General features: G+C 68.9%; 26 protein-coding genes, 1 tRNA gene and 1 pseudogene. 14 read left to right on the forward strand and 14 right to left on the reverse strand.

Annotated features, from left to right (window positions below):
• Positions 1-364 precede the first annotated feature (364 nt).
• The gene (locus ABSL23_RS08795) at positions 365-1903 is read right to left on the reverse strand and encodes an oligosaccharide flippase family protein (protein ID WP_353633442.1); all 1539 of its coding nucleotides are present in this window, start codon (positions 1901-1903) and stop codon (positions 365-367) included.
• A gap of 112 nt (positions 1904-2015) precedes the next feature.
• Here ABSL23_RS08795 and ABSL23_RS08800 point away from each other — a divergent pair, with 112 nt between their 5' ends.
• Positions 2016-4397: a DUF2298 domain-containing protein gene (locus ABSL23_RS08800; protein WP_353633443.1), complete on the forward strand. Its 2382-nt coding sequence runs from the start codon at positions 2016-2018 to the stop codon at positions 4395-4397.
• A gap of 24 nt (positions 4398-4421) precedes the next feature.
• Here the strand turns inward: ABSL23_RS08800 and ABSL23_RS08805 are convergent, their stop codons facing one another.
• The gene (locus tag ABSL23_RS08805) at positions 4422-4688 is read right to left on the reverse strand and encodes an HAH_0734 family protein (RefSeq protein WP_059056249.1); all 267 of its coding nucleotides are present in this window, start codon (positions 4686-4688) and stop codon (positions 4422-4424) included.
• Between the two features lie 47 nt (positions 4689-4735).
• Positions 4736-6019 carry a hypothetical protein gene (locus tag ABSL23_RS08810; protein ID WP_353633444.1) on the reverse strand — a complete coding sequence of 428 codons (1284 nt, stop codon included), beginning with the start codon at positions 6017-6019 and terminating at the stop codon, positions 4736-4738.
• A 121-nt stretch (positions 6020-6140) separates the two neighbouring features.
• On the opposite strand from ABSL23_RS08810, the gene ABSL23_RS08815 reads away from it, so the two are divergent.
• The 6 genes from ABSL23_RS08815 (at position 6141) to ABSL23_RS08840 (ending at position 9096) form a co-directional block, all read left to right on the forward strand.
• Positions 6141-6422, forward strand: a complete 282-nt coding sequence (locus ABSL23_RS08815) for a 50S ribosomal protein L44e (RefSeq protein ID WP_059056251.1) — start codon at positions 6141-6143, stop codon at positions 6420-6422.
• Positions 6423-6424: 2 nt separating this feature from the next.
• A complete protein-coding gene (locus tag ABSL23_RS08820; protein WP_353633445.1) occupies positions 6425-6598 on the forward strand; it encodes a 30S ribosomal protein S27e in 174 nt (57 codons plus the stop codon).
• Positions 6595-7395: a translation initiation factor IF-2 subunit alpha gene (locus tag ABSL23_RS08825; protein WP_059056253.1), complete on the forward strand. Its 801-nt coding sequence runs from the start codon at positions 6595-6597 to the stop codon at positions 7393-7395. Before ABSL23_RS08820 ends, ABSL23_RS08825 begins: the two co-directional genes overlap by 4 nt.
• On the forward strand, positions 7392-7574 hold the full coding sequence (locus tag ABSL23_RS08830) for an RNA-protein complex protein Nop10 (protein WP_059056254.1): 183 nt from the start codon (positions 7392-7394) through the stop codon (positions 7572-7574). Before ABSL23_RS08825 ends, ABSL23_RS08830 begins: the two co-directional genes overlap by 4 nt.
• 3 nt (positions 7575-7577) lie before the next feature.
• Positions 7578-8333 carry a proteasome assembly chaperone family protein gene (locus tag ABSL23_RS08835; RefSeq protein WP_353633446.1) on the forward strand — a complete coding sequence of 252 codons (756 nt, stop codon included), beginning with the start codon at positions 7578-7580 and terminating at the stop codon, positions 8331-8333.
• A 67-nt stretch (positions 8334-8400) separates the two neighbouring features.
• Complete coding sequence (locus tag ABSL23_RS08840) at positions 8401-9096, forward strand: metallophosphoesterase (protein WP_353633447.1); 696 nt, start codon at positions 8401-8403, stop codon at positions 9094-9096.
• On the opposite strand, the gene ABSL23_RS08845 is transcribed toward ABSL23_RS08840, so the two are convergent.
• Entirely contained in the window at positions 9088-10380 is a 1293-nt protein-coding gene (locus tag ABSL23_RS08845; protein WP_353633448.1) for an NAD(P)/FAD-dependent oxidoreductase, read from the reverse strand. The genes ABSL23_RS08840 and ABSL23_RS08845 overlap by 9 nt on opposite strands.
• 101 nt (positions 10381-10481) lie before the next feature.
• On the opposite strand from ABSL23_RS08845, the gene ABSL23_RS08850 reads away from it, so the two are divergent.
• The 5 genes from ABSL23_RS08850 (at position 10482) to ABSL23_RS08870 (ending at position 14261) form a co-directional block, all read left to right on the forward strand.
• Positions 10482-11675, forward strand: a complete 1194-nt coding sequence (locus tag ABSL23_RS08850) for a threonine synthase (RefSeq protein WP_353633449.1) — start codon at positions 10482-10484, stop codon at positions 11673-11675.
• A gap of 82 nt (positions 11676-11757) precedes the next feature.
• Positions 11758-11994: a hypothetical protein gene (locus ABSL23_RS08855; protein WP_353633450.1), complete on the forward strand. Its 237-nt coding sequence runs from the start codon at positions 11758-11760 to the stop codon at positions 11992-11994.
• 170 nt (positions 11995-12164) lie between these two features.
• A complete protein-coding gene (locus tag ABSL23_RS08860; RefSeq protein ID WP_353633451.1) occupies positions 12165-12851 on the forward strand; it encodes a metal-dependent transcriptional regulator in 687 nt (228 codons plus the stop codon).
• Positions 12848-13558, forward strand: a complete 711-nt coding sequence (locus tag ABSL23_RS08865) for a TMEM165/GDT1 family protein (protein ID WP_353633452.1) — start codon at positions 12848-12850, stop codon at positions 13556-13558. The genes ABSL23_RS08860 and ABSL23_RS08865 overlap by 4 nt, the downstream gene beginning before the upstream one ends.
• Before the next feature lie 37 nt (positions 13559-13595).
• Positions 13596-14261, forward strand: a complete 666-nt coding sequence (locus ABSL23_RS08870) for a LysE family translocator (RefSeq protein ID WP_353633453.1) — start codon at positions 13596-13598, stop codon at positions 14259-14261.
• On the opposite strand, the gene ABSL23_RS08875 is transcribed toward ABSL23_RS08870, so the two are convergent.
• Positions 14229-14903, reverse strand: coding sequence for an HD domain-containing protein (locus ABSL23_RS08875; RefSeq protein ID WP_353633454.1), 675 nt, complete (start codon positions 14901-14903; stop codon positions 14229-14231). The two genes, ABSL23_RS08870 and ABSL23_RS08875, sit on opposite strands and share 33 nt — an antisense overlap.
• 99 nt (positions 14904-15002) lie before the next feature.
• Positions 15003-15311, reverse strand: coding sequence for a hypothetical protein (locus ABSL23_RS08880; RefSeq protein ID WP_353633455.1), 309 nt, complete (start codon positions 15309-15311; stop codon positions 15003-15005).
• Between the two features lie 122 nt (positions 15312-15433).
• Here ABSL23_RS08880 and ABSL23_RS08885 point away from each other — a divergent pair, with 122 nt between their 5' ends.
• Entirely contained in the window at positions 15434-15589 is a 156-nt protein-coding gene (locus ABSL23_RS08885; protein ID WP_169793386.1) for a hypothetical protein, read from the forward strand.
• 79 nt (positions 15590-15668) lie between these two features.
• Here the strand turns inward: ABSL23_RS08885 and ABSL23_RS08890 are convergent, their stop codons facing one another.
• The 8 genes and pseudogenes from ABSL23_RS08890 to ABSL23_RS08925 form a co-directional block, all read right to left on the reverse strand.
• Complete coding sequence (locus tag ABSL23_RS08890) at positions 15669-17570, reverse strand: ATP-binding protein (RefSeq protein ID WP_353633456.1); 1902 nt, start codon at positions 17568-17570, stop codon at positions 15669-15671.
• Between the two features lie 94 nt (positions 17571-17664).
• Positions 17665-17737: transfer RNA gene (locus ABSL23_RS08895), tRNA-Gln, on the reverse strand.
• A 72-nt stretch (positions 17738-17809) separates the two neighbouring features.
• Positions 17810-18244, reverse strand: coding sequence for a metal-dependent transcriptional regulator (locus ABSL23_RS08900; protein WP_059056269.1), 435 nt, complete (start codon positions 18242-18244; stop codon positions 17810-17812).
• Between the two features lie 37 nt (positions 18245-18281).
• Entirely contained in the window at positions 18282-18776 is a 495-nt protein-coding gene (locus tag ABSL23_RS08905) for a ferritin-like domain-containing protein (protein WP_353633457.1), read from the reverse strand.
• A 113-nt stretch (positions 18777-18889) separates the two neighbouring features.
• Positions 18890-20113 carry a Fe-S cluster assembly protein SufD gene (gene sufD, locus ABSL23_RS08910; RefSeq protein WP_353633458.1) on the reverse strand — a complete coding sequence of 408 codons (1224 nt, stop codon included), beginning with the start codon at positions 20111-20113 and terminating at the stop codon, positions 18890-18892.
• 1 nt (position 20114) lies between these two features.
• Positions 20115-21545: a Fe-S cluster assembly protein SufB gene (gene sufB, locus ABSL23_RS08915; RefSeq protein WP_353633459.1), complete on the reverse strand. Its 1431-nt coding sequence runs from the start codon at positions 21543-21545 to the stop codon at positions 20115-20117.
• A 9-nt stretch (positions 21546-21554) separates the two neighbouring features.
• Positions 21555-22469: an ABC transporter ATP-binding protein gene (locus ABSL23_RS08920; RefSeq protein WP_353633460.1), complete on the reverse strand. Its 915-nt coding sequence runs from the start codon at positions 22467-22469 to the stop codon at positions 21555-21557.
• A 143-nt stretch (positions 22470-22612) separates the two neighbouring features.
• Positions 22613-23163: pseudogene (locus ABSL23_RS08925) on the reverse strand (DJ-1/PfpI family protein).
• An 85-nt stretch (positions 23164-23248) separates the two neighbouring features.
• On the opposite strand from ABSL23_RS08925, the gene ABSL23_RS08930 reads away from it, so the two are divergent.
• Entirely contained in the window at positions 23249-23992 is a 744-nt protein-coding gene (locus tag ABSL23_RS08930; protein ID WP_353633461.1) for an SDR family oxidoreductase, read from the forward strand.
• Positions 23993-24002: the final 10 nt, after the last annotated feature.

Here is a 24002-nt window from a genome sequence, read left to right on the forward strand (position 1 = left end):
ACAACGTGCGTGTAGCGAAGTGGATTGGAACGAGGGAACCGAGCGCAGCGAGGTTCACGTAGTTCAAATCTACTTCCCGCTACTTCTTCCACGAAACCAATCGCGGAGTTTCATCTCCGCGATTGTTTCCACACGTAGTCGCGGCGGATTTGAACCCTGCCAGACGCAGCCGAGCGGAGTTCTCGTGAGCGAAGCGAGCGAGAGCACGCCAGAGCTTGCTCTGGCGGCGCGAGGACCGTCTGGCTCCGGTTCAAATCTACTTCCCGCTACGCCTCTAAAACTCACATTCCACAGCGTCGCCTCCGCGCGACGCATCACGTGTGTTTTTGCGAAGTTGTGACGCCGTTTCTACGCCCCCAGCGGTTCAACGCGCCAGTTTCTCGCCGAGCGCGTCGCGGTAGCAGGCGGCGAGTTCGCGGACGACGAAGCGGTCGCGCGGGTCGACGCCGAGCACGTGGAGGGCCGTGACGTAGATCGGGAGGCCGACGAGCACGCCGAGCGGGACAACGACGATGCCGTCGATAGCAGTACGAACACCGGCCAGCACGGCGGCCATGACGACGCCCGCGGCGAGCGGGCGGAGGAATGTGGCGTCGAACGGCCACAGGTCCTCGAAGCGCCGGAGGAGCACGACCTGAATACCGTTCTGGACGGCGATGGCCAGTGAGGTGCCGAGTGCAGCGCCGACGAGCCCGAACTCCCGGACGAACAAGTAGGTGAGTGCGACGTTCAGCACAGCGAGCAGCCAGTCGAGGGCCATGCGGGCGTACTGGTGGTCAGTCATCATCAGCAGCCAGCCGGTCGCGCCGACGGCACTTCCGACGAAGACGCCGCCGAGGTAGACCGCAAGCGGGACGTACCCGCGGACGTACGTTTCGCCGAACAGCGCGAGGAGCTCCCGCCCGAACACGAGTTGGACGGCGAGAATCGGGACGACGGTGGTGACGATGAGCCGCGTGACCGACGAGTAGACGGCGTTCAGGGTCGCGGTGTCGTCCTCGGCGTAGAGCCGGGAGGCGACCGGCGGCAGCAGTTGGTTGAACGACAGCAGCGGAATCCACGCAATCGAGACGAGCACGAGCACGACGTTGTAGACGCCGGCCGCGACCGCGGTCAGCAGCGCGCCGACGAGGAGGACGTCGACGCGGTTCTGGAACACCTTTCCGAGGCTGCTCATCGCCACCGGGAGCGCGTGGTCGTAGAACTTGCGGGCTTCGCTGCGAGCACCCTTCAGCGACGGACGGATGCCGGTGGCGCGCGCGGTGACCGGGTAGCCAGCGACGACCACGACGAATAGGCAGGCGACGAACGCGCCCGCGACGCCGACGACGGAGTAGCCGAGCGCGAGCGCCGCGAGCGCGCCGACGAGCCGCGTGGCGGGCCGCAGGAGCTTGTTGAACAGGACTTCGCCGCGCGCCGACCCGCCCGCGCGGAAGGTCGCGGCGTACACCATCACGAGGCCGAGGAGCACGACAAAGACACCGAACAGCCGCATCGTCGCCGGGAACGCCGGGTGGTCGACGGTCGTCGCGTTAATCCACGGCGCGAGCACCCACACGCCCGCCGCGATGAGCGCGCCGACACCGATGGTGGTGGCGTACGCGAGCCCAGTCACCCTGGACTGTTTCGCAGGGTCGTCCTCGGAGGCCGGGAGGTAGCGCTGGAGCGTGGGCACGCTGCCGAACGTGACGAGCCGGGAGAGCAGTTGCGCGATGCGCCACGCGAGCGCGTACACGCCGTACGCGACGGGGCCGAGGCCGCGCGCGAGCACGAACTCCGAGGCGGTAATCAGCGCGCGCTGCGCGGAGACGCCGCTGGAGGTCACGACCGCGGCGTGCGCAATCGTCAGCAGCGCGTCGTGTTCGGCTTCCGGGACCTCCTCGTCGTCGTGCGCGCGGCTCATCGGTTACTCTCGGGGGGTGTCGGGTGCGAGCATTAAGCCGTTCGGTCGTCGAGAGGGGAGCGCAGAGAACGAACCCGAAAGCGTTTAGCGGCGGCTGCGTACGGTTCCACCGATGGAGTACGGCGTCGTCGTTCGCTGGTGGCTGCTCTACCAGGTGTTGCTGGTCGTCGGGCTGCCGTTCGCGGCGCGACTGCTGCCGGACGCGCCGGACCGGGGCGCGTCGCTGGCCGTGCCGACGGCCGTCGTGTTGCTGACGGTGCCGACGCTGTGGGTCGGCCAACTGGCGTTCGGGCTGTGGGTGGTTGTCGGCGTCGCAGCCGCGCTGGTAGCGGCGTCGGCGTGGCTGGCGCGCGGCGGCGTCGACGTCCCGAAGCGCCCGCTCGCGGAGGTCGTAGCGGTGTTCACCGTCGCGTTCCTGTTCCTAATCGCGATTCGGGCGGCTGCGGACGGCGTCCACCCTTACGGCGGCGAGAAGTTCCTCGACTTCGGGCTGCTGCAGAGCCTGTTGCGCGCCGACCGGCTACCGCCCCAGGACTTCTGGTTCGCGGGCGAGCGCGTCGTCTACTACTACGGCGGCCACCTGATGGCGGCGACGCTTGCGCTGTTGTCCGGGACGACCGGCCGGTTCGCCTACGACCCGGCGCTGGCGGGCTTCTACGCGATGGCCGTGACCGCCGCGTACGGGCTCGCGAGTACGATTACCGCGGGCCGCTTCGAGGACAGCGAGCCCGTCGAGGGTTCGATAGCGCTCGGCGTCGCGGCGGTCGTCTTCGTCGTGTTGCTCGTGACGCTGGGCGTGCCGTGGTACTACCTCGCCGTGCCGGCTGCGTTCGCGGCCGCCGTGCTCGCGGGGTCGACGCGGGTCCGCGCGGGGATTCTGGCGGCGTTCGTCTACGGGTTCGCGAGCAACCTCGTGACGCCGGTGCGGCTGCTCGCGGGCACCTACGACGTGGTCCGGGAGGCGGTCGTCGCCGCGGGCATCAAGTCCAACCGCGCGCCGACGATTTCGCCCGCGGAGTTCGACATGTGGCACGCGAGCCGCGTCGTAGAGACCGGCATCAACGAGTTTCCGCTGTTCGCGTACCTGAACGGCGACCTGCACGCGCACATGATGAGCGTCGCCGTGCTGTTCCTCGCGGTCGGCATCGGGCTGGCGTACACGCGAACCCCCGAGTCGGAGCAGCGCCGCCGGCTCGTACTGCTGTTCGGCGCGTTCCCGGTCGCGGCGGCGACGATTCTCACGGTGAACACGTGGAGCTTCCCGGCCGTCGCCGGCGTGGCGATGCTGAGCGTCGCGCTCGCGGACGCCGGCCCGCGAACGCTGCTGCCCGAGTCCGTCGCACGGCGATTCGAGCGGTCGAGCGAAGCAGCGCGCGAGGTGCAGCGCGTCCTCCTCGGCGTCGGCGTCGCGGTCACGGTCGCGGTGCTGGGGCTCGTCGTGGCGTGGCCGTTCGTTTCGAACGTTCTGCTCGCGGGCGCGAGCAACCAACACCCCGCGGCGTTCCCCGTGCCGACGCAACTCGGCGCGTTCCTGCTCGTGCACGGTCTGTTCCTCGTGTCGTTCGGCGCGTACCTCGTCTCCCGCGTCGCTCGCGGCGGCTCGGACTGGGCGGCCGCCGCGCTCGCCGCGGTCGCCGCGGTGCTGCTCGCGGCGTCGTTCGACCCCGTAATCGCGGGCGTGCGCGTCGGCGTCGTCGGCGTCCTGCTCGCCGGGCCGATACTCGCTGGCGCGTGGCTGCTGCGGCGGCGGGACGCGGTCGGCTTCGAGGGGGTGCTCGTCGTCGCCGGCGCGGGCCTCGTCGTCCTCGTCGAGTACGTCTACGTCGCCGACGCGGCGTCCTACGAGCGCTACAACACGATTTTCAAGGTGTACGCCCAGGTGTGGGCGCTGTGGTCGGTGCCGGCCGGCGTCGCGCTCGCCGCGCTCGCCGCGCGGACGCCCGACGCGTCCCGGCTACGGTCGGTCGGCGGCGCCGCGCTCGCCGTCCTGCTGGTCGTGTCGGCCTCGGTCTACGGCGGGTTCGCGGTCGCCAGCCACGTCGACAGCGCGGACGACGCGACCCTCGACGCCTTCGAGCACGTCAACGACGAGCGCCCGGACGAGGGCGCCGCAATCGAGTGGCTGAACGAGCAGCCGGGGCAGCCCCACATCGTCTCCGCGCCGGGGACGACGCCGTACACGTGGCAGAACCCGGCGTCCAGTCTCACCGGGATACCGACGGTCGCGGGCTGGGCGCACGCCGGCAACTACCACAGCGACTCGGCGTACCGGACGCGCGTCAGCGACGTGGGCGTCGTCTACGAGACCAGCGAAGCCGTCTCGCGGGCCATCATCCTGCGGAAGCACGACGTGCAGTACGTCTGGGTCGGGCCGGTCGAGCGCGAGCGCTACGACGTGCGCGTCACCGACGAGGAGCCCGGCATCAGCGTCGCGTTCACGAACGAGAACGTCACCGTCTACGAGGTCACGCACTCGGAGCTCGTCGAGCAGTGAGCGAAGCGAGGTCGGAGCCGAGAATCAGACCGCGAGGTCGCCGGCGCGCTTCTTCACGGTGATGTCGTCGGCGTCGGCGGTCTCGACGTCGAGCCAGTGCGGGACGAAGTTGCGCTTCTCGTAGTCCTCGAGTTCGTCCTCGTCACCCATCACGCACCACAGCTGGACCTCGTCGGGGCCGTGCCAGTCGCCGTTGCGCGTCACCTGGAAGAGGACCTTCTCCTCGCCGTCGTACTCGATGACGCCGTCACGGCGCACGCCGGGGTCGCCGTGGATGATGAGTCGCTTCATGGCTGCGGCTTCGGAGGGTGACGGATTAAACGCTTCGAAGCGCGGCGTCACTCGGCGGCGAGTGCGGCGCCCAGCCAGTACGCGGGCAGCCCGAACGCGGCGAGCAGCGGAACCCACCCGAACACGAGGAACCACAGCAGCGACGTCGGGCCGAGCAAGGCCACGATGCCTCCGAGCGGCGCGATTACGGCGACGAAGGGGACGACGGCGGTCGCGACGTCGGTCCACCCGCCGCGCTCGGTTCTGGTGGCGCCGACGACCGCGAACGCCCAGCCGTGCGCGGCCAGCAGGCCCGCCGAGAGCGCGCGAGCCGCCGTCATGGTGGCGATACCCGGGTGGAGGGCCGCGCCGACGCCGGTCGCGACGACGCCGAGCGCCAGCGGCGTCCCAACCGCGGCGGCCGTGAGCACGCGAGCGCCGTCGAGCCGGTCGGTGGCGGCGAGGCCGCCGACGACGGTCGCCGTGAGCGCGGCGAACAGCGCGGTCGCGCCGACGAGGCTGAAGGACGTGTCTGCCAGCCCCGACGCGACAGCGACGACCGCGACGAGCGCGCCGGCCGCCGCGAGCGCTCTGCCGACGCGTTCGGTGTTCTCGGGCGTGCCGGCGCGGTCGACGAACGCGCCGAGCGCGCGGAGGAGCACCGCGAGCGCGACGACCGGCACGGCGAGCACGAGCCCCGAGGCCGCGAGGAAGCCCGGGAGCACCTCGACGCCGATTGCGAGTTCGGTCGCGACCGTCGAGACGGCGCCGCCGTCGGGCGCGAACGCTACGTAGTCGTCGTCGACGTACTCCCCGGATTCTCGCGAGAGGACGTCGCCGCTCGCGCCCGCAGTAATCGTGTACCCGTCGGGGGCGTGCAGCCGGAAGGCGTCGGTGTCGACCTCCCAGCCCGTCCGCGCGTCGTGGACCGCGTCCGCGAGGACGACGCCGCCGAACGACGCGTGCCCGAAGTCGCGGTCGACGTGCGTGATTCTGACGCGGGACCCGTCTACGCTGAGGGTGGCGTTCTTTGGAACGGGCGCGAGCGCGTCGTCGCCCTCGGCGAGCGCAGCGAGGACCGCGTCGGAGTGGTTCGCGACTCGCGGTGCGCCGTCGCCCGCCAGCTCGTTCTGCACGACCACGCGCGCGCTCCCGTTCGCGCGGACGTGGACGTCCAGCGAGGATTCGACGACGGTGACTGGCGTGCCCGCTTCGTCGGCGGCGGCCTCGAAGGACTCGCCGCACGCGCCGCAGACGTCCTCGGGCGGCGGTGCGGCGGCGGCTCCGGCGGCGAGCGCGAGCGCGACGACGAGCGCGGCTGCGGGGAGGGCGACCGTGCGGCGCGGGACCATACTCGGGGCCTCGCGGGCCGCCAGCAAAAACCTGTGCGTGCGCTGGGGGGTTCCGTCCGCGAAACCAAACGGATTTTAAGCGGCCGCGTGTAACCGAGAGACAACAGAGCTGATTTAGCCTATGGAGATGCCACGCCGATTCAACAGCTACTGCCCGCACTGTGACGAACACAACCAAATCGAGGTCGAGAAGGTCCGCACCGGCCGCTCCTCGGGGATGAAGTGGGACGCTCGCCGCACCAAGCGCGCGAACGCCTCCATCGGGAACCACGGCCGCTTCTCGAAGGTGCCGGTCGGCAACAAGCCGACGAAGAAGACGGACCTCAAGTACCGCTGCAACGAGTGCGGGAACGCCCACCTCCGCGAGGGATGGCGCACCGGCCGTCTCACCCTTCAGGACTAACGATGACGGGTGGATTCTTCAAAGTCGAGTGTCCGGACTGCGAGAACGAGCAAATCGTCTTCGGGAAGGCCTCCTCGGAGGTCGCCTGCGCCGTCTGCGGGACGACGCTCGCGCGTCCGACCGGCGGCGAGGCGGAGTTCGCGGGTGAGGTCGTCGAAACCGTCGAGGCCAGATGAAGTACGTCGGCTGGCCCGAGGAGGGCGAACTCGTCGTCGGCAAGGTCGACGACATCGAGGACTTCGGCGTGTTCGTCGACCTCGAAGAGTACGAGGACAAGCGCGGCCTCGTACACGTCAGCGAAGTGGCCAGCGGCTGGATCAAGAACGTACGCGACCACGTCAACGAGGACCAGACGGTCGTCGCGAAGGTGCTGGACGTCGACGAGTCCGCCCAGCAGATCGACCTCTCGCTGAAGGACGTCAACGACCACCAGCGCTCGGACAAGATTCAGGAGTGGAAGAACGAGCAGAAGGCCGACAAGTGGCTGACGCTGGCGTTCGGCGAGGACATGGACGACGACCAGTTCCGCCGCATCGCCAACGAGCTGCTCGGTGAGTTCGGCAGCCTCTACGAGGGGTTCGAGCAGGCCGCGATTCACGGCTACGAGGCCCTCGAGAAGACGGACCTCGACGACGACGAGCAGGACGCCATCGTCGAGACCGCGCGCGAGAACGTCTCCGTGCCGTACGTCACGGTCACGGGCTACGTGACGCTGACGTCGCCCGACGCCGACGGCGTCGACGACGTGAAGGAAGCCCTGCAGGCCGCCGAGGGGAACGGCGAGGTCCCCGACGAGGCCGACCTCGACGTGACGTACGTCGGCGCGCCCGAGTACCGGATTCGGGTGCAGGCGCCGAACTACAAGACCGCCGAGGACCAGCTGGAAGCCGCGGGCGCCCGCGCTGTCGAGGAAATCGACGCGCAGGGCGGCGAGGGGAACTTCCACCGCGAGCGCCAGCTCGAAGAGGAATGAAGTCAGACATCCGGGTGTGTTCGGCGTGGCGCGAGCGCCACGACCGCCCGGTGTACACGCTTTCTGCGGAGTGTCCCGACTGCGGCGCCGACGCCGTCAACAGCGCGCCGGCGCCGTTCGACCCCGAAGACCCCCACGGGCGGTACCGACGCGCTCTTAAGGAACGCAGCCGCCCCTAGGGTATGGACGAAATCGACATCGCGTGGGAGTCAGAGCCGGAGCTGGACGACCCCGTGTTCGTCGAAGGACTGCCCGGCGTCGGGCACGTCGGGAAGCTCGTCGCCGAGCACGTCGTCGAGGAGGCCGACAGCGACCTCGTCGCGCGCGTACACAGCGAGCACTTCCCGCCGCAGGTCACGGTCGGGGACGACAGCGTCGCGGAACTGGCGCACGCCGAGATTCACGCCGTCGACACGGAGGGCCGGGACCTCCTCGTGCTGACGGGCAACCACCAGGCCCAGGACAACGTCGGCCACTACCGCGTCACCGAAGCGGTCCTCGGCGTCGCCGAGGAGTTCGGCGCGAGCGAGCTGTACGCGCTCGGCGGCGTCCCTACGGGGGAGCTCGTCGAGGAGCACGACGTCATCGGCGCCGTCTCCGACGAGGACCTCAAGGAGCGCCTCGAAGGCGCGGGCGTGGAGTTCCGCAGCGAGGAGCCCGCGGGCGGCATCGTCGGTTCCAGCGGCCTGTTGCTCGGGCTCGGTGGTCGCCGCGGCTTCGACGCCGCGTGCCTGATGGGCGAGACGTCGGGCTACCTCGTGGACCCGAAGGCGGCGAAGGCCGTCCTCGCAGTTCTGGAGGACCTCCTCGGGTTCGACCTCGACGAGGAAGCCCTCGACGACCGAGCCGACGAGATGGAGGAGGTCGTCAGCCGCCTCCGCGAGATGGAGGAGAGCCCGAGCCCCGGCGGCGAGGAAGACCTCCGGTACATCGGCTGACGCGACCCGTTTTCCTGTCTGCTCGCGGACCGCTGGACCTAACCCACCGTAGTGCCGACTGGACGGTGTGAGCGACACTCCGTCGTGGCTGGCGTTCGGCGAGCGCGCCGCGTACCTCCCGGAGGCGGACGCGCTCGTGCTCGCGGACGTCCACGTCGGCCGGGACGCGGCCTCCGACGTCGCGCTGCCGCTGGGGGAGCGCGCGGATCTCGTGGAGCGCCTCGACGCCCTGCTCGCGGAGTTCGAGCCGGCGACGGTCGTGGTCGCGGGCGACCTCCTGCACGTCCGCGGGAGCGTCCCCGAGGGCGTCCGCGAGACAGTCGACGCCATCGAGGCGACCGTCAGCGACGCGGGCGCGGGGTTCCGCGTCGTGCGCGGGAACCACGACGCGATGCTGGACGCCGTCGGCGTCGACGCCGAGGACGCCGTCGTGCTCGCGGACGGCACGGCGGTCTGGCACGGCCACGACGACCCGCCGGTGGACGCCGAGCGGTACGTCGTCGGCCACGAGCATCCCGCGGTCGAAATCGAGGGCGCGCGCCACCCGTGTTTCCTCTACGGGCCGCGCCAGCACGACGGCAGCGACGTCGTCGTGCTGCCGGCGTTCACGCGGCTCGCCCCGGGGACGCTGGTGAACGGCCTGCGGCGCGACGACTCGCTGTCCTCGATGCTCGCGGACCCCAGCGGCTTCCGTCCGGTGGTCGTCAGCGAGGGGGAGACGCTGGCGTTCCCGGCGCTCTGCGAGTTCCGCGGCCTACTGTAAGTCCGCGCTGACCGCGTCCGCCGCCGCTTTGCCGCTCTCTAATGCGCCGTTGATGGAGGAGTCGTGGGTGTAGTCGCCCGCGAGGTAGACTGCGCCGTCGGGCGCGCGAACGTCGGGAAGGTCCTCGTGGACGCCCGGCGGCTGGGCGAACTGCGCGAACGGCAGGCGGTCGGTGCGCAGCAACTCGAAGTCGCCCAGCGACGCCGCCGGATACCACGCCGAGAGCGTCTCCCGGGTCCGTGTTTCGAGGTCGCCGTCGGACTCCGCGCGGACGTCGTCGCCGGCGTCCTCGTGGCCGACCGTCGTCGCGGCGACGAGCGCGCGGCCGTCGGGCGCGTACTCGGGCGCGACGCCGGACAGCGGCGCGACTGTCGTCGGCACCTCGCCACCGGCGTTCAGGTGGATGCGGTCGCTGTCCGCGAGCGGGTGGCCCGCCGGCACCGCGAAGTACTGGGTGACGCAGCCGCGGCCGTCGGTCGGAATCGCGTCGACGCCGGTGAGGTCGCGGCTGGACTTCGGGTCCGCGGCGACCACGACCGCGTCCGCCGCGACGGTCTCGCCGGGAATCTGGACGGCCACTTCGGCGTCTCCGGCGGCGACGTCCTCGACGGGCGTCTCCGTCACGACGCGCGCGTCCCGCTCGACCGCGCGGTCGGCGAGCTGGCGCGCGATGGCGCCCATCCCGCCGGCGGGAATCACGGTCTTCCCCTCCGAGAGCATCTTGAACGTGAACTCGAAGACGCGCTTCGAGGTGTCGAGGTCGCGGTCGAGCGTGATACCGCCGTAGAACGGCCGCACGAACCGCTCGACGTACCGCTCGGAGAAGCCGCGCGCGTAGAGGTACTGCTCGATGGTGGCGTCCGGCTCGGCGAAGCTCTCCTCCACGGACTTCGCCTTGAGGTCCGCGCGCAGCCGGAGCGTGCGGAGCTTGTCCATCGTCGAAATCTCGGCGTTGAACAGCGTCTGCGTGAGCGCACCGGGCTCCCGCAGGGGGTCCGCGAGCACGGAGCGCTGGTCGCCCCGGCAGATGGTCGCGCCCGGCGAGAACGCGCGCAGGTCTAGCGCGTCGAAGTCCAGTTCCCGCCTCGCCGCGGGGTACGCGGTGAACAACACCTGGAAGCCGCGGTCGAAGACGAAGCCGTCGCCGCGCCGAGAGCGCACGCGCCCGCCGACGTCCTCGTTGCGCTCGAACAGCGTCACGTCGAAGCCGTCCGCGGTGAGGTGGCGCGCCGCCGTCAGCCCGGCGAGCCCGCCGCCGACGACCACGACCCGAGAGTCAGACATACCCGGACGTTCGCCCGCGGGCGACAAGAACGTGCGGGCTCTCGGCGTGGTCGCGCCCGAGAAGGGACAGGGCTTTTCGCACCCGCTGTGAAGGCCCTCACATGGAGACGACGCCGGCCTTCGAGGGGCTTCGGTGCGTAGACTGCGAGGCGACGTTCGACGCGGACGAGGCGACCCACCGCTGTCCGGACTGCGGCGGCATCCTCGACCCGACCTACGACTACGACAGCCTCGACGTGACCCGGGAGACCTTCGAGTCGCGGCGCTTCGACTCGATGTGGCGCTACGAGGAACTGCTGCCGTTCTCGCGGGACGCCGCGGTGTCGATGGACGAGGGCGCGACCGCGCTCGTCGAGTGCCCGACGCTCGCCGACGAGATGGGCGTCGGCGCGGTCTACCTCAAGGACGAGGGCCGCAACCCGACGGGGACGTTCAAGGACCGCGGGCAGACGGTCGCGGTGACGGCGGCCGCCCAGCACGGCGCCAGCGACGTGGCGCTCGCGTCCGCCGGGAACGCCGGCCAGTCGGCGGCCGCGTACGCGCGCCGAGCGGGCATCGACTCGCACGTCTTCCTGCCGTCGCGCTCGGGGTTCGCCAACAAGGCGATGGTGAACGTCCACGGCGGGGACATGACAATCGTGGAGGGCCGCATCGGGGACGCGGGCGCGGCCTTCGACGACGCGATGAGCGAGCACGACGACTGGTACTCGGTGAAGACCTTCGAGACGCCGTACCGACACGAGGGCAAGAAGACGATGCTGTACGAGACCGTCGAACAGCTCGACTGGGAGACCCCCGACCACGTCGTCTACCCGACCGGCGGCGGCGTCGGCCTCGTCGGGATGCACAAGGCGGCCAAAGAGCTCCGGGACCTCGGGCTCACCGACGACCTCCCGGCGATGTACGCCGCGCAGGCGGAGGGCTGTGCGCCCATCGTCCGCGCGTTCCAGGAGGGAAGGGACGTCCACGAGCCGTGGGACACCCCGGACACCATCTGCGGCGGCATCGAGATTCCGGACCCGGGCGCCAGCCCGCTCGTGTTGGACGCGCTCCGGGAGAGCGACGGCGGCGCGGTCGCGACCAGCGACGAGGCGATTCTGGACGCGGCCACGCAGGTCGCCGCCCACGAGGGCCTGGAGATGGGTGCGACGTGCGCGGCTGCCGCCTCTGGCGCGTCGGCGCTCGCCGAGGACGGCGCGTTCGGCGAGGACGACACGGTCGTCATCCTGAACACGGGAACCGCCAACAAGGACGCCGACGTGCTGCGCTCGCACCTGATGAGCAAGGGTATCTGAGTCTGGACAGACAACTGACACTGCGTCGTCCCGAAAAACTTCAACTACAGGACTAGACGACGTCTGGTCGCGTCACCCGATTGTGGGCGTCGAGCGTATCACGTCCGCGTTCAGGTCACTGCTGTCGATGGCGGCGTCGCTGGTCGTCACCGGCGTCTTCGACGTCCTGGGGCTGTTCGGCGTCGCCACCGGCACCGTGCCGCTGGCGGTCGACCTCGCGCTCCGCGGCGTCGGCCTCGTGTTGTTCGCCGCGCTGCTCGCGCGCAACCGCCGCGAGAGCGAGGCGACTCAGCGGGCGGACGCGAAGCACTCCGCCTGACGGCCGCGCTCCACTCTTTCTCAGCCGAGGACGTGCAGCCCAGTCTCGTCGTTCGCCGCACGAACGCGCAGTCGTCGACCACGCCCGCGACCAACCGGTTCCGGTTCCGCCGACCACGTGTTTTCTCTCCGCCAACTATTTATTTAGACGCGTCTAATCCTCGACAAGGAATGCTCTCGGACGTCATGGAGGACTACCTCAAGGCCGTCTACGTGCTCCAGCGCGAACGCGGCCCGCCGGTGAAGACCTCCGCCATCGCCGACTACCTCGACGTCACGCCCCCGACGGTCACCAGCATGGTCGGGAAGCTCGAAGAGCGCGGGCTCGTCACCCGCGAGAAGTACAAGGGCGTCGAGCTCACTCCCGAGGGCGAGACCGTCGCGCTGGAGGTGCTGCGCCACCACCGCCTGCTGGAGTCGTTCCTCGCGGACCACCTCGACTACGAGTACGACGAGGTCCACGACGAGGCCGACGCGCTCGAACACCACATCAGCGAGGAGTTCGAGCGACGGCTCGCCCGGAAGCTCGACGACCCCACCGTCGATCCGCACGGCGACCCGATTCCCAGCGCCGACCTCGAACCCCCAGAACACCCCGACACCACCACGCTCGCCGACCACGACGCCGGCGACCGCGTCGTCGTCGCGCGCGTCGACGACCGCAACGTCGACGAACTGCGGTACCTCAAGGACGCCGGCATCCAGCCCGGCACCGAACTCGCCGTCCGCGAGCACGCCCCCATCGGGCTGTTCGTCGTCGAGGTCGACGGCGAGGACGTCCACCTCCCGGACCGCGTCGCGGGCGTGATTCGCGTGCGCGCAGTCGACGACGGCGACGCCGAGGTGACTGAAGCGTGACCGGCTTCGTGGAGCTGACAGCCATCGCGTTCGCCGCTCAGCTCGCCGCCCTCCCCGGCGAGAAAGTCCAGTTCATCATCGCCGGGCTGTCCACGCAGTACGACCCGAAGGTCGTCGTCGCCGCCGCCGCCAGCGCGTTCGCTATCTGGACCGCAATCGAAATCGTCGTCGGGAACGCGCTCCGCACCGCGCTCCCCGGCGTCTACCTCGACGCCATCACGGGCGCGCTGTTCTTCGTGTTCGGCGTCCTCCTGTTGCGCTCGATGCCCGCCGACGGCAGTTCCGGGCCGATGCAGGGGGACGGCGGCGTCGTCGCGCTCGGTGGCCGCTTCGAGCAAGCCACCATCTTCGGGCGCGCCGTCCCCACGTACTTCGGCGGCTTCGTCCCCATCTTCGCGATGATGTTCGCCGGCGAGTTCGGCGACAAGACCCAGATGGTCACCATCGGGCTGGCCGCCCAGTACGGCGCCGCGCCCGCCATCTGGGTCGGCGAGATGGCCGCCATCGTCCCCGTCAGCCTGCTGAACGCGATGTTCTTCGCGCGGTTCTCCCGGAGCTTCGACGCGCGCCGCGCGCACGTGGCGGCCGCCGCGCTGTTCTTCTTCTTCGCCGGGGACGTCGCGCTCCAACTCCTGTTCGACGTCTCCGTCTGGGAGGCCATCGTCGGCACGGTCGCCCGCCTGCTCCCGGTGTCGCTGACGCCGTAACCGGCGTCTTTTTCTCCGGCCGCGACTACCTGTTGCCGTGTTCGACGCCGCCGTCTCCGTGGTCGCCGGGCTCGCGCTCGGGCTGTCGCTTGCCGCGCCGCCCGGCCCGATGAACGCCGTCATCGCCGAGGAAGCCGTGACGCGTGGCTGGCGCGCGGGCTTCTCCGCGGGGCTGGGCGCGATGACTGCCGACGCGTGCTTCTTCGTGCTCGCGCTCGTCGGCGTCGTCGCCTTCATTCAGGACGCCCCGACGGTCGAGCGAGTGATGGTCGGCGTCGGCGGCGTGTTGATGCTCTACTACGCGTACGGCGCGTTCCGCGACGCCGGCTCGTTCTCCAACGCCGAGCCCTCGGAGGGCCGCGGCTTCCGGAAGGCGTTCGTGCTCGCGCTCACCAACCCCTACCAAGTGACGTGGTGGCTGACCGCCGGCGTCGGCCTCCTCGACCCCAGCGAGATTTCGGCGTTCGGGCTGCAGTTGTCGGCCGCGAACGGCGCGCTCACCATCGCCGGTTTCTTCGCCGGCATCCTCCTCTGGGTCGCGGGGTTCCCCGCGTCGCTGCGCGCGGCCGGCGACCGCGTCGACGCGTTCGGCACGGTCGTCGCGTACGTCAGCGCGGGAGTGCTGGCGCTGTTCGGCGTGCTCTTCCTGAAACGGGCGACCGGGCTGGAGCTACTCGCGCATTCCCGGCACTTCGGCTTCTAGCCACTCCCGGAACCACCGCACGCGCTTGACGCGCTGGTGGGCGATGGAGTCGGCGGTGTCGCTCTCCACGCGCTCGGCGGCGGTCTCCCCGCGTTCGAGCACGCGGTCTATCATCTCCGCGGCGTCGACGTGCGTGCGGGCCTCGTAACCCATCCGCAGCAACATCAGCGCCGCGCCGTTCGCGCCCGCCTTGTCGAGGACGTCCGCCTCGATGAGACACCGCGTCTCCAGCGGGAGCTCCGAGAGGTCGCCCTGGTGGGAGTGGTCGGCGATGGCCGCACACACCTGGTCGACGAACGACGGCGCGAAGTCGCCGTGGGTCTCCAGGTACTTCCGCGCGATGCGCGCGCCCTCGTCGGCGTGCTCCTCCTGTTCGGCTTCCAGTTTCGCGATGTCGTGGAACAGCGCCGCGACGCGGACGACGTCGACGTCCGCGCCCTCCTCGCGCGCGATGCGCTCGCCGAGGTCGACGACGTTCCGGATGTGCGTGAACCGGTACTCCGCGGAGTGCCACGGGTACCACCGCATCCGTCCGCCGTCGTCCTCGTTCTCGACGCTGGCTTCGAGGTAGTCGCGGACGAACGCGGCCATCTCGTCGAACTGCGACTCGGAGACCGGCGACTCCTTTATCTCGACGCCCACGGTCTCACCTCCGTTAGCTGGCGTACACGTACTGTCATTACTACAACGAAGGCTTGTTTCTCTCTTTAGCCTTTTGCAGGTCTCCCGAGAGCCGGTGAGTCAGTCGAGGTCGTAGTCCGCGACGGCGCTCTCGCAGTCCCGCATGGCGTCGAAGCGCTCCTCGTCGGGGTCGTCGATGGCGACGGACTCCACTTCCAGCCAGCCGTCGTCGTACACCAGCCCCGTCACCCAGTCGTCGGTGCCGAGGATGACGCGCTCGGTGATGACGACGGGCTCGCGGGTGTCGGCCTCGACGGCGTCCTCGCGGTCGACGGGCACCACCAGCGAGAACGCGTCGGCGTGGTTGAGCGCGGTGACTTCCTGCTGTCGTAGCGGCCGATCCGGCAGCGATTCCAACGTATCGCTCATACGCTCTGGAGGCGGCCGCGACGCTTAGGCCGTTCGCTCCGTCGGCTCCCGAGGCCTATTTATTCACCGTGCTGGAACGCACACAAAACATATATACTGACACTCCATGGGCTCCAATCGAGATGCCGCTCTGCCAGAACTGCGAGTCGTTCGTCACCAAAGACTACGTCCGCGTGTTCACGCCGCCCGGCGTCGAACAGCCCCGCGTCTGTCCGGACTGCCCGGACATGGTGCGGGACGGCGCGGACGTTCGCGAGGCTCGCGCGACCCGGTCGTAACGAGAATCAGCCGCATCGCCTTCTCTCCTGCCCTCCACCACGCGGGGCCGCTGCTCGGCGCCCGCCGCGTCGCTGGCGCCTACTGCACGGCGTCGACGCCCTCGGCCAGTTCGACGCCCGTGAACTCGAATCGCGCGCCCCCGTCCTCGCTGTCCGTGACCTCGACCGTCCAGCCGTGCGCGTCCGCAATCTCCTCCACGATGGCGAGCCCGAAGCCGGTGCCGTCGTCGCTGGTCGTGAACCCGTATTCGAAGACGTCGTCGCGCTCCTCGGTGGGGATGCCGGAGCCGTCGTCCTCCACGTAGAACCCCGACCCGTCCGCGAGCGCGCCCACCCGCACCGTGACGTCCGCAGAACGCTGCGCGTTCTCGGGGGCTGTGGAACCGTGTTCCACGGCGTTCCGGAGGAGGTTCTCGAACACCTGCTGGAGGCGGTCGCGGTCCCCGCGAACCGCGAACTCGTCGGCGACCGCCAGCGTCGCCGACTCGCCGCCGACGCGCTCCCAGCACTGCTCGGCGACCGGCGCGACGTCGACGCGCTCGCGGTCGGTCACCGCCCGCCCCTCGCGCGCGAGCGTCAGCGTGTCCTCGATGAGCGTCTCCATCCGGTCCAGCGCGTCCGCGACCGCGGCGAGGCTCTCGCTGTCGCCGTCCTCGCGAGCGAGTTCGAGGCGCCCGCTCGCGACGTTCAGCGGCGCGCGGAGGTCGTGGCTGACGATGGTCGCGAACTCCTCTAAGCGCTGGTTCTGGCGCTCGAGCTCTGCCGTGCGCTCGCGCAGCCGACGCTCAGATTCGAGGCGCGTGAGCGCTTCCCGGGCGTGTCCCGCGAGCAACTCCGCCAGCTCCCGGTCGGTCGCGTCGAACGCCTCCGGCTCCCGGGAGACCGCCTGGAACGTCCCGATGTCGGATATCGGCGTCGTCAACGCCGACCGGTAGTCGGGGTCGGCGGGCGTGATCTCGTACTCCCGGAGGTCGTCGGCGACGATGGTCTCCTGTCGTCGGTACGACCGCGTCGCGAACGTGTCCTCGTCCAGCGGCGTCACCTCCCAGTACCCCTCGGTGTCGGCGTCCAGCGACCACGCCGCCTGCACGAGCGCGTCGCCCTCGTGGATGTCCACCGCCACGAGGTCGAAGTCGAGGATGTCTTCGGCGGCGTCCACGAGAATCTCGTACACCTCGTCCTCGGTGTCCGCCGCTTCCAGGTCCGTCGCCGCGTCGTGCAGCGCCGCCAGCGCCTGCCCGCGTTCGCGGTCCTGCGTGACGTCCCGCACCGTGCAGACGAGTTCGTCGTTCTCGGTCTGCGCCAGCGTGTGGTCCTCGACGAACGTCTCACCGTCCGCCCGCAGCCCCGTCGTCTGCCCGCTCCACGCGCCGACCTCCCCGACGTGCGGGAGGATTTCGTCTTCGACGCGCGAGACCGCGCCGTCGGGGTACAGAATTCGCCAGTGCTCGCCGACGAGGTCGTCGGCCTCGTAGCCGTAGAGGTCGGCGTACGCCTCGTTGACGTACATGAACTCGCCGTCCGCGTCGAGGATGCTGATGCCTTCCTTGGCGGCTTCGATGGCGTCTAGCTGGCGCTGCCGGTGGGCGTTCGCGCGCGCCGTGTCCACGTAGTTCAGCACGCGGTTCGCGAGAATCGTGTACTGCTCGGTGCCCGCCTCCTTCTGGAGGTAGTCTGTCGCGCCCGCGGAGATGGCGTCGCTGGCGACCTCTTCGCTGCCCTTCCCGGTGAACAGGATGAACGGCAGGTCCGGGTACTCTTCCCGGACGGCTTCGAGGAACTCGATGCCGTTCTTCTCCGGCATGTCGAAGTCGGACACCACGCAGTCGACGTCGTCCTCGGCGAGAATCGCGCATCCGTCGCTGGCGTCGGCGGCCGTCACGACCTCGATGCGGTCGTCCTCGCGTTCGAGGAACTCGCCGGCCATCTCCGCGAACCCCGGCTCGTCGTCGACGTGGAGGACGCGGACGGAATCGCTCATTGTCCCCTGTACGGGCTACAGATTAACGGGTTTGCCGGTCGGTTCAATCGAAGTCCGCGCCGCTCGCCCCGCAAAAATGTAGGAAATTTGACAATAGTCCCGGGCGGATTCGAACCGCCGTCATGGGCTCCAAAGGCCCATATGATTGGCCACTACACCACGGGACTGCAACCGACGGTAGCCGGCGGGAACACAATAAGATTGCTTTTCGCGGGCTGTGGAGGAGTCCCCGCGCCGCCTCAGTCGTCGGCTTCGATGCCTTCCTCGACGAGCAGGCCGCACGCGTCGGCGTCGGCGTCGAAGCACTCCGGACACTGCGGCTCGCGGTCGATAATCATGTCGAGGCGGTCGGCGACCGTCTCGTCGATGACCGGTTCCAGCTGACGGGCTTCCGCGCGGAAGTCGTCGACGTCGAGGACGTTCGCGAGGAAGCGCTCGAGGATGCAGTACGTCTGCAGCGCCTCGCGGGCGCGGGCTTCGCCGTCGTCGGTGACGGACGCGCCCTTGTACTTCTCGTGGGTGACGAGTCCGCGGTCCTCGAGCTTCCCGACCATCTCGTTGACGCTCGCGGGGCTGACGCCGAGGCGGTCGGCGAGTTCGCCGGTCGCCGCGGGGCCGTCCTCGAGCTGTTCGACGAGGAAGATGGTCTTCAGGTACTGGTCGGCAGTGTTCACGCGACACACCTCCGGCGTTGAGTGGGTTCGTTCGTGCTCATGCGCGGGCCTCCATCAGTTTCGCGACTTCTTCGACGCCCTCCGCTTCGGCGTGGCGAATCTCCCGGAGCGTCTCCAAGACCGACTCGCGGTCGACGCTGAACGACGCCTCGCTGGCTTCGACGGCGTCGATGAGGTCGTCGTAGAACTTGTACGCGGTCTCCTCGCCGTGCAACTGGTCGTAGAGCACGCCGTCGAAGTCCTCCGGGCCGGTCTGCCCGTAGCTCCCCGCGACGAGCTCCTTGACGTCCTCGAAGGGGATGCTGTCGGCGTCCAGGGCCTCGACGAGCGATTCGAGCCGGCGGCGGTGTTCCGCGGACTCCTCGCTGGCTTCCGAGAGCAGCGCCTCGATGGCTTCGTCGCGCTCCGCGGCGGGCAGCGACTGGTAGTGGCGGTGCGCGCGCGCCTCCACGACTTCCTCGAGCACGATGCCAATCTGGAGGAGGCGCGCGAGCTGGTCGTCGGAGTCGACGCGGGCCGCGACCGAACTCACGGCACACACCTCGACGGCGGTACTCCGGTCATACTACTCGTAACTGAGAGAGAAGCGGACTTAAACCGTTCCCTCCGACGACGGCGCGTCGGTGCCGTCCTCAGAGCGAACGCCTACTGCAGGCGCTCGTGGATGCGCGTCTGGAGGTCCTCGCGGAGCTCCTCGACTTCGACCTCTTCGAGCACCGGCACGAAGAAGCCCTCCACGAGCATGTCAGTGGCGAGCTGCTCGGGGACGCCGCGGTTCTCCATGTAGAACAGCGTCTCCTCGTCGACCTGGCCGACGGTCGCGGAGTGGCTGGCCTCGGTGTCGTGGTTGTTGATGATGAGCTTCGGGGAGGCGTCGGCCTCGCTCTCGTCGCTCAACATCAGCGTGTTCTCGCGCTGGTAGCTGGAGGTGTCCCAGGCGTCGCTGCCGACGTCCTGGACGCCCTCGTACACCGAGCGCGCGTCGTCGTCGATGACGCCGCGCGTCACGAGGTCGGCGGTCGTGTGTTCGGCGCGGTGCCAGACCTTCGAGTCGAGGTCGAAGTGCTGGCCGTCGTGGCCGAAGAACGCGCCGACAATCTTCGTCTCGCTGGAGTCGCCGTTGAGCTCCGTGGAGACGCTGGTCTTCGTCAGGCGGCTGCCGAGGTTGCCCTCGATCCAGTCGACCGTGCTGTAGGTGGTCGCGTCAGCGCGCTTGACGGTGTAGTTGTACGTGTCCTCGTCGAAGTCCTGCAGGCTCCCGTACTGGACGTAGGAGTTCTCGCCCGCGTCGAGTTCGACGACGCCCGAGTAGTAGCGACCGTCCTCGACCTCGGCGGCGTCGTCGCTGGTGTCCTGCCGTTCGAGAATCGTCACGGAGGCGTTGTCCTCGGTGACGACGAGCGTGTAGTTGAACAGCGACCGGGAGGTCATCGACGTCCGAATCGTCACGTCCTCGGCGTCGACGCCCGCGGGCACGTAGACGACCGTGCCGGTCGTGAACAGCGCCGTCGAGAGTGCGGTCAGGCGGTTCTGTTGGGGGTCGACGATGCTGCCGAAGTGCTCCTCGACGAGTTCGGCGAGGTCGTCGTCCTGCAGGGCCTCGTGGAACGACGCGACTTCGACGTCCTCGGGGCCGACCTGGTCTTTCTGCTCGGTCTGTCCGAGCGGGTCGACAAGCGCCTCGAAGTCGAGGTCCTCGAGGTTCGTCCACTTGCGGCCCGGCGTCTCGATGACGTTCGGGTAGTCGAGGTCGTCGAGCGCGTCGAGGGCGTCCAGTCGCGTCTGGAGCAGCCACTCGGGCTCGTCGCGTTCGTCGGCGAGCTGCCGTACGGTCTCTTCGCTGATGTCCTGGTGCAGTTGCGCGCTCATGTTATCCGAGGCTCCCCTCCATCTCGAGTTCGATGAGGCGGTTGAGCTCGACCGCGTACTCGATGGGCAGTTCCTCCGTGATGGGCTCGATGAAGCCAGCGACAATCATCTGCTTGGCGTCGTCGTCGTCGAGGCCGCGAGACTGGAGGTAGAAGACGTCCTCGTCGCCGATCTTGCCGACGGTCGCCTCGTGGGCGACGTCCACCTTCGACTCGTTGATCTCCATGTACGGCATGGTGTCGCTGGTGGACTCGTTGTCGAACATCAGCGCGTCGCACTCGACGGACGTCGAGGAGTTCTCGGCGCCGTCGGCGATGTGGACGAGGCCGCGGTAGTTCGTGCGGCCGCCGTCTTTCGCGATGGACTTGGACTCGATGGTGGACTTCGTGTCGGGCGCGTTGTGGTAGACCTTCGCGCCGGTGTCGATGTCCTGGCCCTCGCCCGCGAACGCGATGGTGATGTGGTTGTCGGTCGCGCCGCGGCCCTTCAGAATCGAGGACGGGTACAGCATCGTCGCCTTCGACCCCATGGAACCGGAGACCCACTCCATGGTGCCGTTCTCCTCGACGATGGCGCGCTTCGTGTTGAGGTTGAACGTGTTCTTCGACCAGTTCTGCACGGTCGAGTACTGCACGTGGGCGTCCTCTTTGACGAAGACTTCGACGCCGCCGGAGTGGAGGTTGTGGCTGCCGTACTTCGGCGCCGAACAACCCTCGATGTAGTGGACCTCGGAGCCTTCCTCGGCGATGATGAGCGTGTGCTCGAACTGGCCCATGCCCTCGGAGTTCATCCGGAAGTACGCCTGCACGGGCATGTTCACGGTCACGTCCTCGGGGATGTGCACGAAGCTCCCGCCGGACCAGACCGCGCCGTGGAGCGCCGCGAACTTGTTGTCGCTGGGCGGCACGCACTTCGTCATGAAGTGCTCTTTGACCAGTTCGGGGTACTCCTGGACGGCCTCGTCCATGTTGCAGAAGACGACGCCCTTCTCCTCCCATCGCTCCTGCATGTTCTGGTAGACGACTTCGGACTCGTACTGGGCGCCGACGCCGGAGAGAGCCTCGCGCTCGGCCTCGGGGATGCCCAGCTGTTCGAACGTGTCCTGGATGTCGTCCGGGAGGTCCTCCCACTCGTCCGCGCCCGAGCGCTTGTCCACGTCGGGGCGGATGTAGGGGACGATCTCCTCGACGTCGAGCTCGGAGAGGTCCGGCTGGCCCGGCCAGTCCGTCGGCATCGGCATCTTCTTGTACTGCTCGAGGGCGCGCAGGCGCCGGTCGAGCATCCACTCGGGCTCGTCTTTGTCTTCGGAGATGAGCCGAATGGTCTCCTCAGTGAGACCCTTCTCGGACTTGAAGGCGGACTTCTCCTCCTTCTTGAATTCGAATCGGGCCTCGGTGTCGGTTTCTTCGAGGTGGTCTTGGTCTGAGCTCATGATGTTGTGTTATGCGGTCTCGTAGACCTGCTCGCGCACCCAGTCGTACCCCTTGTCTTCGAGCTTCTCGGCGAGCTCGGCGTCCCCTTCCATGACGACTTCGCCGTCGAGCATGATGTGGACGCGGTCGGGTTCGACGTAGTCGAGGATGCGCTGGTAGTGGGTGATCTGGAGGATACCCGTGTCCTGTTCGTCGCGCAGCGCGTTGATGCCCTTCGCGACGTCCTGCAGTCGGTCGATGTCGAGGCCGGAGTCGATCTCGTCGAGCACGGCGATCGACGGTTCGAGGATGGCGGCCTGGAGGACCTCGTTCTGTTTCTTCTCGCCGCCGGAGAAGCCGGCGTTGAGGTAGCGGTTCGCGAAGGACTCGTCCATGTCGAGGAGGTCCATCTTCTCGGAGAGCATCTCCTGGAACTCCGCGACGCCGACGTCGCCCTCGTCGGCGGGCCCCTCCATCGGGGAGGTCTCGTAGCCCGCGTCCTCGTCGTCTTCCTCGGCTTCCTCGTCCTCGCCGAAGAGGAGCTCGTCGCGCTCTTCGAGCTTCGCGTTGAGCGCGGTGCGGAGGAAGTTCACGAGCGTGACGCCCTCGATTTCCGCGGGGTACTGGAAGCCGAGGTAGATGCCGAGCGCGGCGCGCTCGTTCGGCTCCAGTTCGAGGAGGTCCCACGTCCGTGCGTCCTCCGGCAGCTCGGCGACGTCGTCGAAGTCGCCCTCCTCGAGGTGGAGGAGGACTTCACCCTCGGTGACGTCGTAGGCCGGGTGGCCGGCGATGATCTTCGAAGTGGTCGACTTCCCCGACCCGTTCGGGCCCATCAGGGCGTGAATCTCGCCCGAGGGAATCTCGAGGTCGACGCCTTCGAGAATCTGCTCTCCGCCTTCTTCTGCGACTTTCGCGTGTACGTTTTTGAGTTCGAGCGTAGCCATTGCCTCAGTCGTCTGTACGGACGGGCGTGGGACGCATAACGGTTACGGATTTCACGGGTTCCGGTTCGCGTTTGCGAAAAAACTGTTTTCGATTGGGAAAACCTAAAGCGGGTTTCCGCGGACGTGCCGGCGCCCCCTGGCGGTCAGTCGCCGGCGGGAACCCCCTCGCCGTGTTGCACTTCCGTCCCGAGCAGGTCGAGGAACTGGGAAATCCACTCGGGGTGGTCCGGCCACGCCTGCGCGGTCACGAGGTTCCCGTCCGTCGTCACCTCGTCGACCCACGTGCAGCCGGCGCGCTCGCACTCCGCGCGCACCGCCGGGTACGACGTCATCTCGTAGCCGTCCAGCACGCCCGCCGCCGCGAGAATCTGCGGGCCGTGGCAGAGCGTCGCGACGGGCTTGTCCGCCTCGAAGAAGTGCTGGACCGTCTCGATGACCTCGTCGTACGTCCGGAGGTACTCCGGCGCGCGGCCGCCCGGCACCACGAGGGTTCGAAGTCGTGCCCGCGCTCCTCGAGGTACGTCTGGTCGCCGCGGAAGTCGTGAATCGCGGTCTTCACCTTCTCGCCGGCTTCCTTCTCGGGGCAGACGGCGTCGACCTCGTGGCCGACCGCCTGCAGCGCCTGGAACGGGACCACGATTTCGAGGTCTTCGCCGAAGTCGCCAACCACCATCAGCAGGTTCTTGCCTGTCATTGTCTCCCGGTATTCTGTTGGTACTCCCCGAACATAACTGTTCGCTGGGCGAACTATCAAGCCGCTCGCGCCACACGCGCCGTACATGGTCTCGACAGGACTCGACGGGGACGCCGCCATCGTCACCGGTGCCAGCAGCGGCATCGGCGAAGCCACGGCCCGCGTGCTCGCCCGCGACGGCGCGACCGTCGTCCTCGCCGCACGGCGCCGCGAACGCCTCGAAACCATCGCCGACGACCTCGCGGCCGAGTACGACGCCGACGCTCACGTCGTGCCGACCGACGTCACCGACGAAACCCAAGTCGAGTCGCTCGTCGACGCCACCGTCGAGGAGTACGGCGGCGTCGACGTGCTCGTGAACAACGCCGGCCTCGGGCGCAGCGGCGACGTCGAGACCCTCGACACCAGCCAGTATCGACAGATGATGAACGTCAACTGCGACGGCGCGTTCTTCGCGACGCGCGCCGCGCTCCCGCACCTCCGCGAGGCCGACGGCAACCTAATCTTCGTCGGGAGCTTCGCCGGCCAGTACCCCCGGCCGTCGAACCCCGTCTACGCCGCGACGAAGTGGTGGCTGCGCGGGTTCGCGCACAGCGTCGAAGCCGCCTACGGCGACGACGGCGTCGCCGTCACCGTCGTCAACCCCACGGAGGTCCGCACGGAGTTCGGCAGCGAGGACGGCGAAGCCTTCGAGGAAGCGTTCGACCCCAGCGAAGTCACCGAGCCCGCCGAAGTCGCGGAAGCCATCGCGTTCGCCGCGCGGCAGGAACCCCCGACGACGACCAGCGAAATCGACGTCTACCGCCGCGACAAGTTCAGCCACTTCTGACGCCGGCCGC

It is taken from the genome of Halobacterium sp. NMX12-1 (assembly GCF_040435975.1).
In the GTDB taxonomy this organism is placed as follows: domain Archaea; phylum Halobacteriota; class Halobacteria; order Halobacteriales; family Halobacteriaceae; genus Halobacterium; species Halobacterium hubeiense.

What these genes read in the sequence shown, in the direction of transcription:
- ABSL23_RS08890 (WP_353633456.1), bottom strand. Translation starts at nt 17,570, where the DNA reads ATGAGCGATTCCGTCCGCGTCCTCCACGTCGACGACGAGCCGGGGTTC.
- ABSL23_RS08920 (WP_353633460.1), bottom strand. Translation starts at nt 22,469, where the DNA reads ATGGCTACGCTCGAACTCAAAAACGTACACGCGAAAGTCGCAGAAGAA.
- sufB (WP_353633459.1), bottom strand. Translation starts at nt 21,545, where the DNA reads ATGAGCTCAGACCAAGACCACCTCGAAGAAACCGACACCGAGGCCCGA.
- ABSL23_RS08815 (WP_059056251.1), top strand. Translation starts at nt 6,141, where the DNA reads ATGGAGATGCCACGCCGATTCAACAGCTACTGCCCGCACTGTGACGAA.
- ABSL23_RS08885 (WP_169793386.1), top strand. Translation starts at nt 15,434, where the DNA reads ATGCCGCTCTGCCAGAACTGCGAGTCGTTCGTCACCAAAGACTACGTC.
- ABSL23_RS08835 (WP_353633446.1), top strand. Translation starts at nt 7,578, where the DNA reads ATGGACGAAATCGACATCGCGTGGGAGTCAGAGCCGGAGCTGGACGAC.
- sufD (WP_353633458.1), bottom strand. Translation starts at nt 20,113, where the DNA reads ATGAGCGCGCAACTGCACCAGGACATCAGCGAAGAGACCGTACGGCAG.
- ABSL23_RS08830 (WP_059056254.1), top strand. Translation starts at nt 7,392, where the DNA reads ATGAAGTCAGACATCCGGGTGTGTTCGGCGTGGCGCGAGCGCCACGAC.
- ABSL23_RS08810 (WP_353633444.1), bottom strand. Translation starts at nt 6,019, where the DNA reads ATGGTCCCGCGCCGCACGGTCGCCCTCCCCGCAGCCGCGCTCGTCGTC.
- ABSL23_RS08860 (WP_353633451.1), top strand. Translation starts at nt 12,165, where the DNA reads ATGCTCTCGGACGTCATGGAGGACTACCTCAAGGCCGTCTACGTGCTC.
- ABSL23_RS08820 (WP_353633445.1), top strand. Translation starts at nt 6,425, where the DNA reads ATGACGGGTGGATTCTTCAAAGTCGAGTGTCCGGACTGCGAGAACGAG.
- ABSL23_RS08930 (WP_353633461.1), top strand. Translation starts at nt 23,249, where the DNA reads ATGGTCTCGACAGGACTCGACGGGGACGCCGCCATCGTCACCGGTGCC.
- ABSL23_RS08800 (WP_353633443.1), top strand. Translation starts at nt 2,016, where the DNA reads ATGGAGTACGGCGTCGTCGTTCGCTGGTGGCTGCTCTACCAGGTGTTG.
- ABSL23_RS08880 (WP_353633455.1), bottom strand. Translation starts at nt 15,311, where the DNA reads ATGAGCGATACGTTGGAATCGCTGCCGGATCGGCCGCTACGACAGCAG.
- ABSL23_RS08805 (WP_059056249.1), bottom strand. Translation starts at nt 4,688, where the DNA reads ATGAAGCGACTCATCATCCACGGCGACCCCGGCGTGCGCCGTGACGGC.
- ABSL23_RS08825 (WP_059056253.1), top strand. Translation starts at nt 6,595, where the DNA reads ATGAAGTACGTCGGCTGGCCCGAGGAGGGCGAACTCGTCGTCGGCAAG.
- ABSL23_RS08845 (WP_353633448.1), bottom strand. Translation starts at nt 10,380, where the DNA reads ATGTCTGACTCTCGGGTCGTGGTCGTCGGCGGCGGGCTCGCCGGGCTG.
- ABSL23_RS08850 (WP_353633449.1), top strand. Translation starts at nt 10,482, where the DNA reads ATGGAGACGACGCCGGCCTTCGAGGGGCTTCGGTGCGTAGACTGCGAG.
- ABSL23_RS08795 (WP_353633442.1), bottom strand. Translation starts at nt 1,903, where the DNA reads ATGAGCCGCGCGCACGACGACGAGGAGGTCCCGGAAGCCGAACACGAC.